Source organism: Haloterrigena turkmenica DSM 5511 (assembly GCF_000025325.1).
In the GTDB taxonomy this organism is placed as follows: domain Archaea; phylum Halobacteriota; class Halobacteria; order Halobacteriales; family Natrialbaceae; genus Haloterrigena; species Haloterrigena turkmenica.
In genome coordinates, this window is the sequence record NC_013748.1 from 1 (window position 1) to 14,635 (window position 14,635).

Sequence of the window (14,635 nt, forward strand, 5' to 3'; positions counted from 1 at the left end):
CCCTCGGTCCACGGACCTACCAGAAGATTCATTATTCTCTTCTGCTAGCTCACGAGTGCCTCGAGCACGCCACACTCGAGTTGGATAATACGGCTCCCGAGCTGGATTGGACTCGGTGGCCGGGCCGTGTTTGCTTAGATCCCACGGCCCCATTCCGCACCCGTGAACGGTCTTCTGACCGTCTACGGTTTTCAGAATGGTGTTGACCCGGTCAGTGAAACTACGGTATTCCACACCGAGAGATATCCACCGAGCAGAATCAGCTCGATCGGGACGCCGATCGCGTACTCCCGTGGCGCGAGTCGATAGAGGCCGTAACAGACGCCGACGGCCAGCGCTTTCAACGGCACCAGCGCCCAGAACCCCAGCGCGTCGATCGCCGGCCCACCGATCGGATGGGTTTCGACGGCGCCGAACTCGGCGATGAAGTAGATGGTCGTGACGAGATCGCCGACGCCGAAGAGGACGAGCGCGAGTATCCAGAGTGTGGGCTTGAGGCTAGGAGTTTCGAGGGATTGTCTCGAGTCGGCGTAGCTCATTACGCGAAAGAAAATCAGGAATCGTGTTAGGTCTATCGGCGACTACCTTAGGCCGTGTTGCCTTCCACAACAACGGTCTTTTCGCCTTCTTGCACGACTGTCGAAGTATCACCGGAGTTTGCGGTTGCGACAATCTCCACAGTCACTTCGTCACCCTCGTATTGGGCGTTGTTTCCGCCCGTTTCGGTATCATTGATGAGCACTTGAACAGAGGAACGATCGCTGACACTCTCGAGCGTCTCAGTGGTGCTCGTCCCGGTGGCCTCATCATTCAGCACATATGTACTGGTCGAGTTATCGCCACCGACAATCTCATAACTCACTTCGACGTTATCGGCGTTTCCTTCAGCTTGCCAGGTAACACTCACTCTATCGTCTTGAGAACTGGTATCGACGCCTGCTTGCGCTTCGCCACCCATATCATTACCGAGATCCATCACGAAAGCGGCAATAACTGCCGCTAATATGACGGTTATAGCTACCATCAAAATGACACCTATGACGGGTGACACTGCGCGCTCTTCTTTACTTCCTACCAGCTTGCTTCGGTATTTACTTAAATCCATAGTGGATCACGCACCCGCAAACGGTCGGAAGGGTTATTGCCAGTGGTGCGAAACCACCGCAATGCGCGTCAGGGGATTGGGCTACCAACCATCCCGGCACATCCCTTCCGTCTCCGTTATCTGGATGCTAAATTACTCGAGACAGTCATCCCTACATATAGGTAGGGGATTGTGAAGGTTCAATTGTCAGAGATCTATCTCGAGACAGTTTCAGATTTGATAAGCAGCGGCCCGCTGAACCCGTTCAGCGGCCCCTTGGATTGTTCATGGCGGCTGATATCAGCGGTTTCAGAACTCGGCAATAACGGTTTTGGCCGCCCGGTTCATCGCCCCGAGTATGACCGATTCGCCGCTTGTGACTGAGCGCGCTCTCGCGCGCACCTACGATAGTCGTGCCTACGCTGACACGTGGGATGCCGTCGACGACTATCGCCGCGTCCGTGACTACGCCCACCGCAATCCGTCGAAGGGCTCGAGTGCGATCGCCTCCGCGCTAGATCTCCCGCGGGGCCGCATCCGACCGTGGCTCGACGAATCGAAACCCGATGCCGTCCACGGTCTCGAGACAGCCCGCGAGTACGGATGGCTCGACTGCGAGTTCGGCGACCCTGCGTTCACCGCGTTGAACACGCTCGTCGCGAACGTCTTCTCCGGTGGGTCGCTCGCCGAACAGTACTACCAGCCAAGTTTTGCACTGAATCGCCGCGGCGAAGACAGCCACGTACTCGACGCCCTCGAGCTGGCCGGCGTCGACTATCGCGTGGTCGACGATCGCGACGGCCGGGCCGACGAAGTCCGCCCGACTGACGCCGCCAGCGTCCTCGGTCGTGTGCTCTCCGTGCTGGGTGCCCCGGTCGGTCCGAAAGCCGACCAGCATCTTTCCTTGCCGGCGTATCTCGACGAGGCGCCAACCGAGGTTCGGGAAACGTTCGCCTACGCCTATCTCGAGAATCGGGCGATCGAACACGACGGGAAGGCCACGCTGACGATTCGGGAAGAACGCAACCGGGATTATCTCGAGGCGTTGGCTGGGTTGCTCGCATCGGTTGCGGGTGGCGGTGTCGAACTCGGGGAACGGGATATCGTGATTTCTGCCGACGCGGCGACGGCGCTGGGGACAGTTCGGTAGTCCGACCGGACGCTTTCCGTCGTTAGTTAGCGTTGCTACTCACTGTGTAAGGATTACTCACCCGATAATGTCCTGAATGTCATCTTTGACAGAACTGCCGCGACGAGTGACCTGAATCCTGCATCGTCGAGCGCTAGCAGGAGATTGAATGTGTCCGCGCGACCGTGCTCCCACGAGGTGAGCGATAGTGGTGGATCGGACGGTCTACTAAATCCAGACCGACGGACGTATCTGCACAGTGTCAGCAGTTATTGATTAGTTTTATACTTTCACCGGCCCCGTACTGGAGCAATGAGTCGTAAAAACCGTTTTCTTGAACTCTATCGGTCAGGCGGTTTACGGAATATTACTCGAGGGGTCTGGGATTGGGTTCTAACGACCGAATTATCGAAACGCATTCGGGCGCAGGCAACCCGCTTCGGCGGAGAATCCGTCTGGGAGAGAGACTGGGACGTTCTTTGCATTCTCGATGCGTGCCGTGTCGATTTGTTTCAAGAGGTAGTTGGCGAATGTAGTGTAATGACTTCAGTTGGATCAACTAGCCGTACTTGGATTAATCGAACGTTCAATAACCGAAACGTAGATTCGGTCGCATATATCTCTGGAAACCCGTTCGCAGACCAACTTGAGCCTGACAGTTTTGGGTATCTACATATCGAAAGATCAAGGAGTACCGATTATGGCGTCGAAACTATCCCTCCACGTGCTCTTTCCGATCGTGCAATTGATGTCTGGCGTCGTCGAGACGAGCTTGGTGTTGACAAACTAATCATTCATTTCATGCAGCCACATGCACCGTTTCGGTCTCAACCGGAATGGTTCGAACGCGCTCGCGGGACAAGTAGTTTGAGCGGCAACATTTGGGAGCGACTTCGAGAGGGTGAATTCACGTATGATGAAGTATGGGAGGCGTATGCGGACAATCTCGAATGGGCAATGACCGATGGGATTGCCCCTCTTACTCAGAACTGTGAGGCTACAATTGCGTTATCGGCCGACCATGCAAATGCGATCGGTGAATGGGCCGTCTATGGCCACCCGTTGGGTTGCCCTATTAGTGCTCTCAGGGATGTCCCATGGAAAGTAATCGACGGTGTTGATAAGCAGACGGTTGATCCAACAATCTCTGATGAAACGGCCGAGATCGATGTTGAAGAACAACTCGCGGCACTTGGCTATATGTGAGAAAGTTACCTTTCTTGCTTCTCTAATGTAACCTTCTGGTGGTGTGCTCCAATGTACACCGCATCCTCTTTTGAGGATACAACAGTCCTCAAATCACAGGATTCGCACATGACATGCCATTCGTACTCGACGGACCAATACCGAATCAAACGTTCAAGCTGCGCCCCGAGCCAGTTGATGACCATACCAAATATCGAAATTGAAACGGATTAAATCTACCTACGCCGAATCCAGTTCGACGATTCTCGAGTCGCGATGACGACGACTTTCCCTTCGGGTGTATCGTTGTCCGGCTCATATGCTCTGGTGGTTATCTGATACCCCTCTCCGATTGCTGCGATCGTATCCTCCGCTGGAACGCCTTTCTCTGGATGAGTCTCACAGATTATCGTCTCTGGCTGGTTTCCAAGACCTGATAGAATACTTTTCTCTGCACCCTCACAGTCAAGAACCAGGATGTCCGCGAATGAAAGCTCAGATGGCGGAATTGGTTCCGCTTGTTTCCCGTCACCATAGATATCGATACCTTCCCCTACGATTGAGTGCCGAACCTCTAATTTACCGTCACCAGTCCGGTTCACATCGACAGTATGCTTTCCAATTTCGATCATTTCGGCTGCCGCTTCATGGGCTGTGACCTTGGCTGCGCCGGCACTGAGGGCATACACTGTTGACACTCCGCGACCGAACCCGACTAGTTCGACTTCATCCCCTTCATTGACGTGCTCTGTAATAGCAGTAAGTAACCCCTCTTTGTAATACGATTTCGTCGATGTGATGTCTAAAATCGGGCCGTCATAAACAGCAACTCCTGCGAACACACGATATTTTTTCGGCAATATATCTCGGAGGGTGTTATCATAGAAACCCCGAACCAGATCGAGCATAGGTACTCTCTGTGCAGTGTTTTCCCTTTACTCTATTGGAAACATATTACCTCCTGGGCAGTGTAACCACTACGTGTAGCCCCTCCCGGCCAAGGTCATGGGGCTCCGGCCTACTCGCGGTTTTTGACGATGGTGTACTCGTCGGCGTTGTCGATCTCGAGCTGTGTCTCGACAGCGGTCTCGATTCCGTCCTGATAGTCTGCTCGCACAGGACTATTCGCAACCAACTCGTCAAGCGCTTTCTTCGGCAACGTTACGCTGACACGAATTTTCTCGTCCGACGACTCACCATCATTGGGCTTGTCGCCCATGCGTTCTCGGTGACACGGCCGCGTCAATAATGTATGGCATTTCGGAGTCTGGAACTAGCTCGCAGTAGCGTGCGATTACTCGAGAATGCGCGAACAACTGTGCGCACACTCACGAAAATGCGGTTGTAAGGGCAATCAATAAGTAACTAGCCGTGTAGATGTCTATTAAGAAGCTCATCGCAGCGGCGTCCTACTGAGGACGGGTGCCCGGAGTCGCGAAACGGGGGTTGAAATGCTCTCGTCCCTCCGACACACGGAACGCCAGCGGGCGGCCGATCTGCGTGGGCAGTTCGCGGACGAGAGTATATCCAATGTTTTCACCCATGAGCCAAAGCCAACAGCGCCTCGAGCAACAGCGACGCGAAGCGGCCGATGAGTCGCCATTCCGTCGCGATATGTGGTGGGGCAAAGACCGAGACGGCACTGAGAAGACAACTGGCCACGACCCGCAACCGTTCCACTACCGGAAAGAGCGGTGTGAGTACGTCATGACCGGCTTTTGGAAAGAGACGGCCGAACGCCTCCTCTGTCCGGTCGCCTATCACGAACCCGGCGAGTACGATCTCCATGACGAGCCCTGCGAGGTCGAAGTAAGCGACCCAGCGGTGTTCATCCCGAAACGGGCGCCCGACTGGCACGCCGACGGCGAGTACGGTGCGATGAGCCACCGCGTGCGGGTTAACGAAGAACACGGCAATCTCACCGGCCCACTGGTTCCCGATCGCCCGAAGCCGGATTTCATGGAGGGGGTCAACGACCTCCTCGGACACTGGGGCGACGAGCTAGATCTCTCGGACGGGAACCTCGAGACGCTTCGCGAGACGGCCGAACGACGAAAACGCAACGGCGATGATCGCGACGTCGATATCGTGGCCGGGCTGATGCAAGACGCCTGGCGCATGGCGAAAACTGGAGAGTAACTGATTCTCATGCACGACAAAACCGCCGACACCGAGAGCCGCTGGACTCGCCTCACCGCGGCGATCCCGACCGGAGCACAGGCGCTGACGATCGTCTTCGTCGTCCTCCTGGTCGCGTCGATGCCCGCGCCGTTCGCGTTCGCGGCCGGCATGAACAGCGGGACGGCCGCTGCCGCGACCTCAACCACGACGACGACGTCGCTGAGTTCGGCGTCACTGTCGACCACGACCACGGCAACGCTTGATGACAATACGTCCTACTATGACGATTTCGAAGACGGAACTGCGGACGGCTGGAACGATAATGAGTCGACTGCAATAATTTCCAGCGAGTCGTTCTACGGGAACAATTCACATCTGGTCTATGACGGCAACGGCTCAGCAGCTAACGTCACATGGGCGGGTGGCCCCACGTTCTCGAGCCAAGAGAACTTCGAACTCACTGGCACATACCGCGCAGATCACGGCGATGGCAGCGGCGGTGCGATTCGATTTGGCCTTGGAGAGAAAGACACAGTCGAATCGGGTGGCCCCATCTGGGCTGTCGTTTACATCCAACCCAACGAGAACGAGATTTGGCTCGAGTCGAGCGGACCGGACACGACGACGAGCGAAAAGAGCTCCGAAAGAATCAATGCAACGTTCGATGACATTTGGGCCGACTTCCGGTTGCAGTTCGACAGCGGCCAGATGAAATACAAAGTCTGGGAGGCTGGCACAGGAGAGCCAACTGACTGGATGATCACACACGACGCACCGGAGGATGTCAAATCACAGTTCTTCGCCCATGCCGGCCAGTCCGAACACGGGCAAGAGATCCAGTTCGACCAAGTCGACGCTGGCGGCCACGCAATCACTGGACAGTTCGTTGACTCAGACGGAAATCCAGTCCCGAACGCGACCGTTGAGGGCTATGGCGTCGACTACGCGAACGTCGAACAGCGGCTCAAGGAACAGGCCGATGATAACAACGTCACCGCCGAGGAACTCGAAGAAGAGGCTCAGAAACTCTTAGATGAAGCGGAGGGCGTTGAACCGCCTGACGGATGGACAAATTTCTACGAGACGTATAAAGAGAGTCCTGAAGCGATTAGTTCTGAGGAGTTTTCCGAGGGACTTGACGGAACGTATCCGTTGGTCCACGAGTACGACGACTGGGGGCAGGGAAGTACAGACATCCTCAGCGAGGAGGTGGACGCCCCACACCACACGGTTGACTCTGGCGAAATGGTTGTAATCTCGCTGTGGGATCTTGAGGAAGAAAACCCGATCCTCCCAGAAGGTCCGGTTAGCAACTCCCACCCCGGCGAGATTACGGACGGGCCAGTCGTCATTGAGGAATACTCGGCTGGCGATCAAGTCGACTCGAAAATAGTCGGGATGCAGGATGACGCGTTCGTTATCGAACGTCCGTCGGTCATGCCGAACACCGACGTTCCGGCGTACAAAACCTACCTCTCGACAGGAATCTACCGCGTCTACCCTGAGGGCAGCCCTGAGAAATCCTACTGGGTTCAGGTCGGCGACGCCGAAGAACAGTGGAACGCGCTCGAGACCGAACTCGAGAACCGAGCCGACGATCTCGAAGATGAATCCGACAAACGCACCCAACGCGCGCAGGATCTCCTCGATAACATGGAGGTCGGCGAAATGGAACGCCGGACGACGACGACCGACGAAAACGGGACGTTCTCGATCCGATTCCAGACGGGCGTTCAGAGGGCCGCCGTGCAAGGCTACCGTGCCGACGGGACCGTATTGACCGACATCACGGGACCGTCGTTCGACGACCTTCGTGATGAATCCGAGTCTGGATACAACGGCACCTACGTTCTCAGCGCGCCCAAGCGCTTCGACGTCCCGGCCGAAGGCGTCACGATCGAAGGCTACCGCGCTGACGAACTGCCACAACACCCAATCGAGGACTTCAACGACTTCTTAGAGTGGAAACAAAACCAAGTCCTCAACGAGACGGTCAACGACCTCCAAAGCGAGTACGACCAGCGACTTGAAGAACTGAACCGGACCCAACTCGAGGCTCGCTACACGACTCACCGACCGCTCATTGAGACGGTGCCGGGAGCGGAAGAGCGCTACCTCAGCCGCTCGCAGTTCGATTCCATCCAATCCGCTGAGGACCTCTCGGACGACGACCTCGAGACCGAGGTCGGTCACATGGAGACGGTCCTGCGGAGCACCGACCAGATCGCCCCGCCGGAGACCGATGACTCGGACTCGCCGATCTCAATCGAGGACGGCGAGCTGAACGCCGAGTACGGGCCAATACCGAGCGGCATTGACACGGACACACTCCAGCCGGAACTCCACTGGTCGAACGGCGAGAGCGAGGAAATCCCCGAAGAGTACTGGTCGATCGAATCGACGGGTGCACTCGGACGGAGTTCCCAACTCGTCATCGAGGGCTACCCGATCGACGACACTGACCCGGCGGCGTTCGACCTGCGTGTTCTCGGCGGCGGCGCTGGCGGCGTGCTCGATGACCGCCTCTCGGCGCTGAACCCGTCGTTCAGCGGTACAATCCCCGACGTGCAGGCGTTCGATCTGAACACGATGGCGCCCGGAGACAGCGAGACAGTCTCCATGACCGTGCGACTGGGTGATGACGACAACTACGGCGGCCTCGAGTCGGTCGAAGTCTTCGGCCCCGAGGGCCAGCAACTCACGACCGACGTGACTGGCGACAAAGCGTCGTTCGAAACCAACGGCGCCGGCAAACACTTCGTTCGCGCGACCGTCACGGACTCGACCGGCGGCCAATTCGTCCACACGTTCCAGCTCCGCGCACTCGAGCAAGGCCGGGACGATCCGGCGACGGTTCGGGCTGAGACAGCGATCGGCGACCGCGTGTTCGCGCTGGTCGGCGAGAAACTCGAAGACGCAGAGATTCGCGCCAACGGCGGCTCGCTCGAGGTCGACGCGATCGCACCCGGCGGCGAGATTCCCTCGTCGATCCACATCAAGCCACGCGCCGCGATGGAGCAGTCGGCGACGGATATCAACATCCGCGTTCTCGAGGGCCACGACGAGGCGACCGTCGACACGACTGTCGAGACGGTCATCCATCTGGATTCACTCGCCGACGGCGCCGTTGTCTGGCGTGGCGATCCCGGCCTCCTCGGCCAGCCACTCGCCGACGGTGGCACGCGCTACGGCGAGGTGATGGAGCGCGACCTCGGCGACGGCGAGACGAAGTACGTCATCCGAACGTACTCGGACTCCGACGGCTCGGTCTCGTTGACCATCAACGAGGACCCGGGGCTGTGGGCCGGAACCGAGCACACGATTGCCAAGAGCCTCCCGCGCCCGTCACTCCCGGTCCTCTCGATCGTCTCGAGCCTATTCGGCTCGCTATCGGTCGTCGGCGTCGGACTCATTGCGCGCCGCCGGCAGCCAAAACTCCGGTGATACCATGTTCAGGAGAGACTTTCTGACGACGGCAGGAGCAACGGCAGGCACACTCTCGACCCCAGCGTTCGTCGGCCCGTTCGACGGCCGGATCGGCTCGAGTGACACACTCACACTGGCTGCGCTCGACGCGGAGAACATCAAGACGTTCGGCGATTTGAACCCGTCGTTCGTGTTCTTCTACAGCGACGACAGCGCCCGATCATCGTTGCAGTCGTGGGTCGACTCGAGCGACGACCGCGTACTCAAACGCGACCATCCGACGGTCGGTATGATGACGATCTCGATGCCCTGGTCGGAGGTCGGCCTCAAGCAGTACTCCGCTGGCGTCGGAGACTACGATGTCGGCCTCGAGCGCATCGACGGCGGTGCGCAAGCCCTCGAGTACGTCGATACGATCGACGCGAACATGGTCATGTCCCGACCGGAACCGCTCGAGGAACTCGAGGGGACCGGCGTGGCCTCTCTTGACCTCGGATTCCGCGAGAAGGTCTCGATGCTCGCCGAAACGGGGGCGTGGAATCCCACGCCCGAGACGGCCGGACTCGCGTTCGACGAGGACGCGCCGGAAGCGACACTGTCCGAGTCACGCGCTCACGTGCGCGCGGACGATACCGTTCTCTCGGGTGTCGACACCTCGAGCCTGACCGTCGCCGTCATCGACACCGGTGTCAACACGGGGCTCAACCTCGACGAAAGCCGCCTCCACGGCGAGTCGACAGGCTACGCGAAGGATGGCGACCCGACATACAGCGAGGAGGGCACCGACGCGATCACCGACGGCGACGGACACGGAACGTGGGTCGCCCACTGTATCGCGGGTTCGAACGGCTTCGCTCCCGATGCGACCGTACTGGGGCTCAAGGTGCTGGGCGACGACGGGAGCGGCGACACGAAAGACATCATCGCCGGCATCGAGAAGGCGATCGACGTCGGCGCCGACGTCGCCTGCCTCTCCCTTGGCAGCCCGCAGTGGTCCGAGTCGCTTGCGGCGGCGCTCAACGACGCTCGAGAGGCCGGTGTGTTCTGTGCGGTGGCAGTGGGCAATGATCGCTATGGAACCGTGTGGGTCGCCAGCCCGGCAGACGCTGACGGCGGCTTCGGCGTCCAGGCGTGTAACGTCCCCGAGTCGGGCGACCGCGACGATACGGAACTCGCGTACTTCGGGAACACCGGACCGGACCCCGGCAGCACCGACCTCTCCGGTGGCGACTCGGAGGGTGCGGTTCCACTGCTGGCCGCGCCGGGGATGTCGATTACAATCGAACTCCCCAGTGGCCTGAGCACGCTCTCGGGAACCTCGATGGCCGCACCCCACGTGGCTGGCGGCGCGGCCGTTTCCCGAGCAGCGGGCTACGGCGTCGACGAGACGTGGTCGCGACTCATCAAGTACGCTTACCCGCTCCCGAACGCGGGCGCAACCGAGGCGAAACACGGTCTGCTCGACGTTCAGGCGCTACTCGAGGGAACCGAACCAGCCGACGATCCGGCCGACGTGCGGACGGTTGAAGCCGCCGCACGCGACGACTTCAACGAATCGCTGTCGACGGTCCTATAGACCATGCACCGACGAGAGTTCCTTGCGACCACCGCGAGTCCCGCGTTCCTCGGGCTCGAGTGGGGGCCGTTGGCCGACAACGAAGGCCCGGAGACCAACAACCTCGAGTACGACGGTTCGATCCCTCAGTTTCCCGACCACATCACCGACGTTCGTGACGATATCGACGAGCTGGAAAACTACCAGCCGCGACTCGAGATCGCAACCCAACAGGCCCGCGACGATATGCAGGGGATGTACGGCTGGTCGGCCGACAGCGAGGACTACGACGTGACGGCTCACTACTACTGGGTCCGCTCACATACCCAGCGATCCCTCCTCTGGTACGCCGGCCTTGACGGAATCGGCCCAGAGGAGCATTTCTATGACCACGAGCCCATTCTCGTGTTTCAGAATCCCGACGGCACCGTGGACACGGTCGTCTTTTCGGGCGGCCATCACCTCGCCGCGGAAGAAGACGGCGAGTTCGGCCATCTCATCGAGGACCGCGTGGCCGATCGCCGAACCCACGTCGTCCTCCGGCAGATGCGCCCGCACAACCATTTCGTCCCGGCTGAATCGACGACCGACGGCGAGTGGATTCAAGGCCACTCGGAGTTCGGCAGTTGGCTCGACAAGCGCGAGTCCTGGTATCGCAACGGCCGCTACGACAAGACCAGCGACGTCGCCGTGATGGACCCGTTCAGCTTCTACGAATCGGGCGGCCGGACCCACTGGTGGCGCGAAGGGACGTGGGACGCGTGGGCGGCACAGAACGTCTACGTCCGCCGACTCGCGACGCCGGACACAATGCGGTACGAGGAGGTGTAATTTTCAGTTATGACAGAACACACACTCACACGCCGTGACGCGATGGCCGGGACGGCCGCGGCGGCGATCGGTGCCGCCGGTGCTCTCTCGATCACCCAGCGTGTCGCGGCCACGAATTCAGGAGAGGCAGAGCTCACGATCAACGGCACGATCCCCGATGGGACGTCGATCGATGCAACGGCCAACGAATACGACACGTCAGATTCCTCGACACCAATCAACTCCCAGACCGTCACTGCAACCAGTAGCGGAACGCTGGTCTATGACGGTCTCGAGGGGATGGGAGATTACTACTATGAGATCACGCTCAGCGTCTCTGGTGATGGGTCGGCAACGCCGGAGCTTGAGACGCCGCTGGTATTCGAAGTACCGCCGAACTTTGCGTATACGAACTACACCTTATCGCAGGAGTGGTCAGAGAAGCCAGATGGCGTACAAATCATCTGGGATGAACAACGACTGTGGAAGTACCAACCACTCCTCCAAATGGATGCGGAGACGAGGGACCGATTCGACGGCCTCTACGGCTACGTCGCGACCTCCGAGGACGAGGATACTGACGTTCTGTGTTACTGGTCAAAAACCGAACGCGTGAAATCCTTACCAGGTGGTAACGATACACTCGGCAGTTCGATCGGCGACCACGATCCGATCTATGTCTTCGTCAACAGCGATACGGGCGAGCTCGAGCGTATCGTCTATAGCGGCTACAATCTCGAGGCTGCCGAAATCCAACCGGGTACGGATGACCTCGTGACACAGCGGGCCGACTCGCCGACCCATGCGACGTTCACGGTCGTCAACGGCTGGCACCACTACCGGCACACTCCTGAGAAGACCGGATTCTTCACGGCACTCAAATCGTGGCCAGCGGTTCGAGATACGTGGTCTAACAACGGTTTCGGCCCAGATACAACAGCGGTCCAAAATCCCTGGGAACTAACGACCAAGAACGACTGGCGGGCCAATAGCGGACTGTTCTCGCTGACGGATATTTGGATCAGCCTCGGCAAAACATTCGGCTGGTATGGTGCAGACGAAACTGACGACCTTCGAGGGTGATACACATGGCATACGAAACAAGCGGCACGGCCAAGACAACGCGGCAGAGTCCGACAGACGAGAAGATAACAGTCGATAACTGGGACAACCCTACGCTCCAAAACCTCGTCAACGACAATGGGACTCTGCGGTTAGCTGAAACTGCAACAATTCCCGATTCCGCGATTTATCGTTGGGCGTATGGTAGTGGAAGCGGATCGACTGCGACGGATAGCATCGGCAATGCCGATGGTACGATCAACGGGGCGACATGGAACAGTGGGACATGGATCAAAGATTACGCGCTTGACGGAAACGGAACGGATAGCTATGTATCAACGACCGGTCTGGGGGACTTCGGCACGACTGTGATGAACGGAAGTCACGCGATCGCCTTCACAATGAAGTCGAGCGATATTACGTCCAGCTCATCCCTATTCGGGACATCCAATTCCAGTGGGCGCCCCTCGTTTTGGATCGACTCCGGGCAGTCGGGGACTGGTGGAAATATAGAGGTCTTCAATAGAGGTGCGAGCTCGGGTGGAGTAAGATTGGCAACAGACAACACGTTCGATGATGGTAACCCACACCGGGTCGTCATTAATTACTCAAGCCAATCTGCCTCGGGTATAGACATCTATGTTGATACGAATTCAGAAACGTTCACAACAGTTACAGACGACCACGATGGGACGTTTGAAGATTTCGCCAACCCCTTCTTGCATTTTGCACGATATAACGGCGGTGCTGAAGCATTCGCTAACGTAACTCTCGATGATATTATAATTTTCAACGATACGCTGAACAGTACTCAAAGACAAGATGACTACGACCGACAGCCGTGGTCGTGACGAGTTCTCCACCGATATGATGTCATCTGATCAAATACCGTCCGACAAGCGAGATTTTGACGCCCAACCAATGACGACTAGACGAGAGGTACTGGCTGGCAGCATGTCACTCGGAATGCCGGCATGGTTAGGCGGCTGGGGCGACGAGTCCGACACATTGGAAGATCTTGGTTTCTTCGACACGCATTACGTCGCCAATAGTGGAAAGAAACTCAAAATCGACCCCAGCGTTCTAGACTTTGACGAAAATCTGGAAGCGAGACTTTCATCTGAGGGTGTGACGATTTCAGGCTCACGAACACCGACTTTAGACGAAATCTCGGGCTCTATCGCTGGTGGTGGGACGATTTCCAACCTCACGGGGACGAATTTGTATATCGACGATACCGGGACGCTCAATGCCACTGCAAGTAGCGACTCAACCGACACGACTCTCAATACAATCCATCTATCGGATTCAGACGACATTCACAACGTCATCGACTCTGCAGCCCCCTACACGCGGATTATCGGCGACAGAGACAACCAACATACACTCTCAAAGCGGATTGACATCACAACTGACGGCCTGATTCTACAGGACTGCAACCTCAAACTCGGGGCAAGCGTCAACGACGACGTCATCTACGTCCACGACTGCAAGGACGCGAAGGTCCTCAACTGTTTCATCGACGGAAACTACCAGAACCAAGACTACACCAACAACGGCGTCAGTAACGGGGTTGAGGTCTCGAACGCGCATAATATCGAGGTCGGAGACAACGAAGTCGTCCGCGCTGCTGGACAGGGTATCACGGCCACTTCGTACCCGCTCGCGCAAAACAATGATTACGGTGGCGACAAGCCGGGTGGCCCGATCTCAAACATCTATATCGAGGATAACGAACTCTCGGAGATTCAGAACGGTGATATCCTTCTCTCCGGCGGCAACGGAGTTGCCGCTGAGTACGGTTATATCACCGGGAACGTTTGTACGTCGACCCAGCAGGATATTCTGAACGTCATTGACGGCTTCCAGCACGCGAAAGTCGAGGACAACTACTGTATCGGTGGCGGTGTCGGGCTCGCCATCGAACAGCACGGGAGCCGTGGCGTTGACCGGAAGGTCCACGATGTGACTGTCCGGAACAATACGTTCGAGGTGTCGGGCGCGAACGGCATCGAGTTCGACCACGACACGTACCCGTTCCGAAACATCAAGCTCAACGATAACACGTTCATTGGGAACAACACTGGCGTGTACGTCCCCTCGAGTTTCGACCTTGATGGCTTCATGGTTCGGAACAATACGTTCGAGAGTTGCAGCACGGACATCAGCATCAACTCCACAATCTCGAACCAGTCTGTAGGCGACAACCTGACATGGTGATTCTCGTATGACCACTAACCCAACTGAGACAATTCGTTTCGCT

13 protein-coding genes are annotated in these 14,635 nt (G+C 57.8%); 9 read left to right on the forward strand and 4 right to left on the reverse strand.

Annotation, left to right across the window (positions count from 1 at the left end; all coding sequences use genetic code 11):
- Positions 1-191: 191 nt before the first annotated feature.
- Both HTUR_RS24845 and HTUR_RS24850 read right to left on the reverse strand, forming a co-directional pair.
- A complete protein-coding gene (locus HTUR_RS24845; protein ID WP_012946136.1) occupies positions 192-539 on the reverse strand; it encodes a hypothetical protein in 348 nt (115 codons plus the stop codon).
- A gap of 47 nt (positions 540-586) precedes the next feature.
- The gene (locus HTUR_RS24850; protein WP_012946137.1) at positions 587-1,105 is read right to left on the reverse strand and encodes a type IV pilin; all 519 of its coding nucleotides are present in this window, start codon (positions 1,103-1,105) and stop codon (positions 587-589) included.
- A gap of 337 nt (positions 1,106-1,442) precedes the next feature.
- Between HTUR_RS24850 and HTUR_RS24855 the strand changes: the two genes are divergently transcribed.
- Positions 1,443-2,234 carry a hypothetical protein gene (locus HTUR_RS24855; protein ID WP_012946138.1) on the forward strand — a complete coding sequence of 264 codons (792 nt, stop codon included), beginning with the start codon at positions 1,443-1,445 and terminating at the stop codon, positions 2,232-2,234.
- Between the two features lie 291 nt (positions 2,235-2,525).
- Positions 2,526-3,419, forward strand: a complete 894-nt coding sequence (locus HTUR_RS26525; RefSeq protein ID WP_012946139.1) for a hypothetical protein — start codon at positions 2,526-2,528, stop codon at positions 3,417-3,419.
- A 215-nt stretch (positions 3,420-3,634) separates the two neighbouring features.
- Here HTUR_RS26525 and HTUR_RS26530 read toward each other — a convergent pair whose 3' ends face one another.
- Both HTUR_RS26530 and HTUR_RS24865 read right to left on the reverse strand, forming a co-directional pair.
- Positions 3,635-4,306, reverse strand: a complete 672-nt coding sequence (locus tag HTUR_RS26530; protein WP_012946141.1) for a hypothetical protein — start codon at positions 4,304-4,306, stop codon at positions 3,635-3,637.
- Between the two features lie 110 nt (positions 4,307-4,416).
- Positions 4,417-4,617, reverse strand: a complete 201-nt coding sequence (locus tag HTUR_RS24865; protein WP_012946142.1) for a hypothetical protein — start codon at positions 4,615-4,617, stop codon at positions 4,417-4,419.
- Between the two features lie 323 nt (positions 4,618-4,940).
- On the opposite strand from HTUR_RS24865, the gene HTUR_RS24870 reads away from it, so the two are divergent.
- Genes HTUR_RS24870 through HTUR_RS24895 form a run of 7 tightly spaced genes read left to right on the forward strand, consistent with a single transcriptional unit; the run spans position 4,941 to position 14,592 of the window.
- The gene (locus HTUR_RS24870; RefSeq protein ID WP_012946143.1) at positions 4,941-5,537 is read left to right on the forward strand and encodes a hypothetical protein; all 597 of its coding nucleotides are present in this window, start codon (positions 4,941-4,943) and stop codon (positions 5,535-5,537) included.
- Positions 5,538-5,546: 9 nt separating this feature from the next.
- Positions 5,547-8,963 carry a hypothetical protein gene (locus tag HTUR_RS24875; protein WP_012946144.1) on the forward strand — a complete coding sequence of 1,139 codons (3,417 nt, stop codon included), beginning with the start codon at positions 5,547-5,549 and terminating at the stop codon, positions 8,961-8,963.
- A gap of 4 nt (positions 8,964-8,967) precedes the next feature.
- Positions 8,968-10,521, forward strand: coding sequence for a S8 family peptidase (locus HTUR_RS24880; protein ID WP_012946145.1), 1,554 nt, complete (start codon positions 8,968-8,970; stop codon positions 10,519-10,521).
- A 3-nt stretch (positions 10,522-10,524) separates the two neighbouring features.
- Positions 10,525-11,331: a hypothetical protein gene (locus tag HTUR_RS24885; protein ID WP_012946146.1), complete on the forward strand. Its 807-nt coding sequence runs from the start codon at positions 10,525-10,527 to the stop codon at positions 11,329-11,331.
- A gap of 9 nt (positions 11,332-11,340) precedes the next feature.
- Positions 11,341-12,393 carry a hypothetical protein gene (locus HTUR_RS24890; RefSeq protein ID WP_012946147.1) on the forward strand — a complete coding sequence of 351 codons (1,053 nt, stop codon included), beginning with the start codon at positions 11,341-11,343 and terminating at the stop codon, positions 12,391-12,393.
- Positions 12,394-12,398: 5 nt separating this feature from the next.
- Positions 12,399-13,223, forward strand: a complete 825-nt coding sequence (locus HTUR_RS26535; RefSeq protein WP_012946148.1) for a hypothetical protein — start codon at positions 12,399-12,401, stop codon at positions 13,221-13,223.
- On the forward strand, positions 13,195-14,592 hold the full coding sequence (locus HTUR_RS24895; RefSeq protein ID WP_049942167.1) for a hypothetical protein: 1,398 nt from the start codon (positions 13,195-13,197) through the stop codon (positions 14,590-14,592). Before HTUR_RS26535 ends, HTUR_RS24895 begins: the two co-directional genes overlap by 29 nt.
- Positions 14,593-14,635 lie beyond the last annotated feature (43 nt).

Coding starts and splice junctions, on each gene's coding strand:
- HTUR_RS24880 (WP_012946145.1), top strand. CDS start 8,968: ATGTTCAGGAGAGACTTTCTGACGACGGCAGGAGCAACGGCAGGCACA.
- HTUR_RS24875 (WP_012946144.1), top strand. CDS start 5,547: ATGCACGACAAAACCGCCGACACCGAGAGCCGCTGGACTCGCCTCACC.
- HTUR_RS24895 (WP_049942167.1), top strand. CDS start 13,195: ATGACTACGACCGACAGCCGTGGTCGTGACGAGTTCTCCACCGATATG.
- HTUR_RS24890 (WP_012946147.1), top strand. CDS start 11,341: ATGACAGAACACACACTCACACGCCGTGACGCGATGGCCGGGACGGCC.
- HTUR_RS26530 (WP_012946141.1), bottom strand. CDS start 4,306: ATGCTCGATCTGGTTCGGGGTTTCTATGATAACACCCTCCGAGATATA.
- HTUR_RS26525 (WP_012946139.1), top strand. CDS start 2,526: ATGAGTCGTAAAAACCGTTTTCTTGAACTCTATCGGTCAGGCGGTTTA.
- HTUR_RS24845 (WP_012946136.1), bottom strand. CDS start 539: ATGAGCTACGCCGACTCGAGACAATCCCTCGAAACTCCTAGCCTCAAG.
- HTUR_RS24850 (WP_012946137.1), bottom strand. CDS start 1,105: ATGGATTTAAGTAAATACCGAAGCAAGCTGGTAGGAAGTAAAGAAGAG.
- HTUR_RS26535 (WP_012946148.1), top strand. CDS start 12,399: ATGGCATACGAAACAAGCGGCACGGCCAAGACAACGCGGCAGAGTCCG.
- HTUR_RS24870 (WP_012946143.1), top strand. CDS start 4,941: ATGAGCCAAAGCCAACAGCGCCTCGAGCAACAGCGACGCGAAGCGGCC.
- HTUR_RS24885 (WP_012946146.1), top strand. CDS start 10,525: ATGCACCGACGAGAGTTCCTTGCGACCACCGCGAGTCCCGCGTTCCTC.
- HTUR_RS24855 (WP_012946138.1), top strand. CDS start 1,443: ATGACCGATTCGCCGCTTGTGACTGAGCGCGCTCTCGCGCGCACCTAC.
- HTUR_RS24865 (WP_012946142.1), bottom strand. CDS start 4,617: ATGGGCGACAAGCCCAATGATGGTGAGTCGTCGGACGAGAAAATTCGT.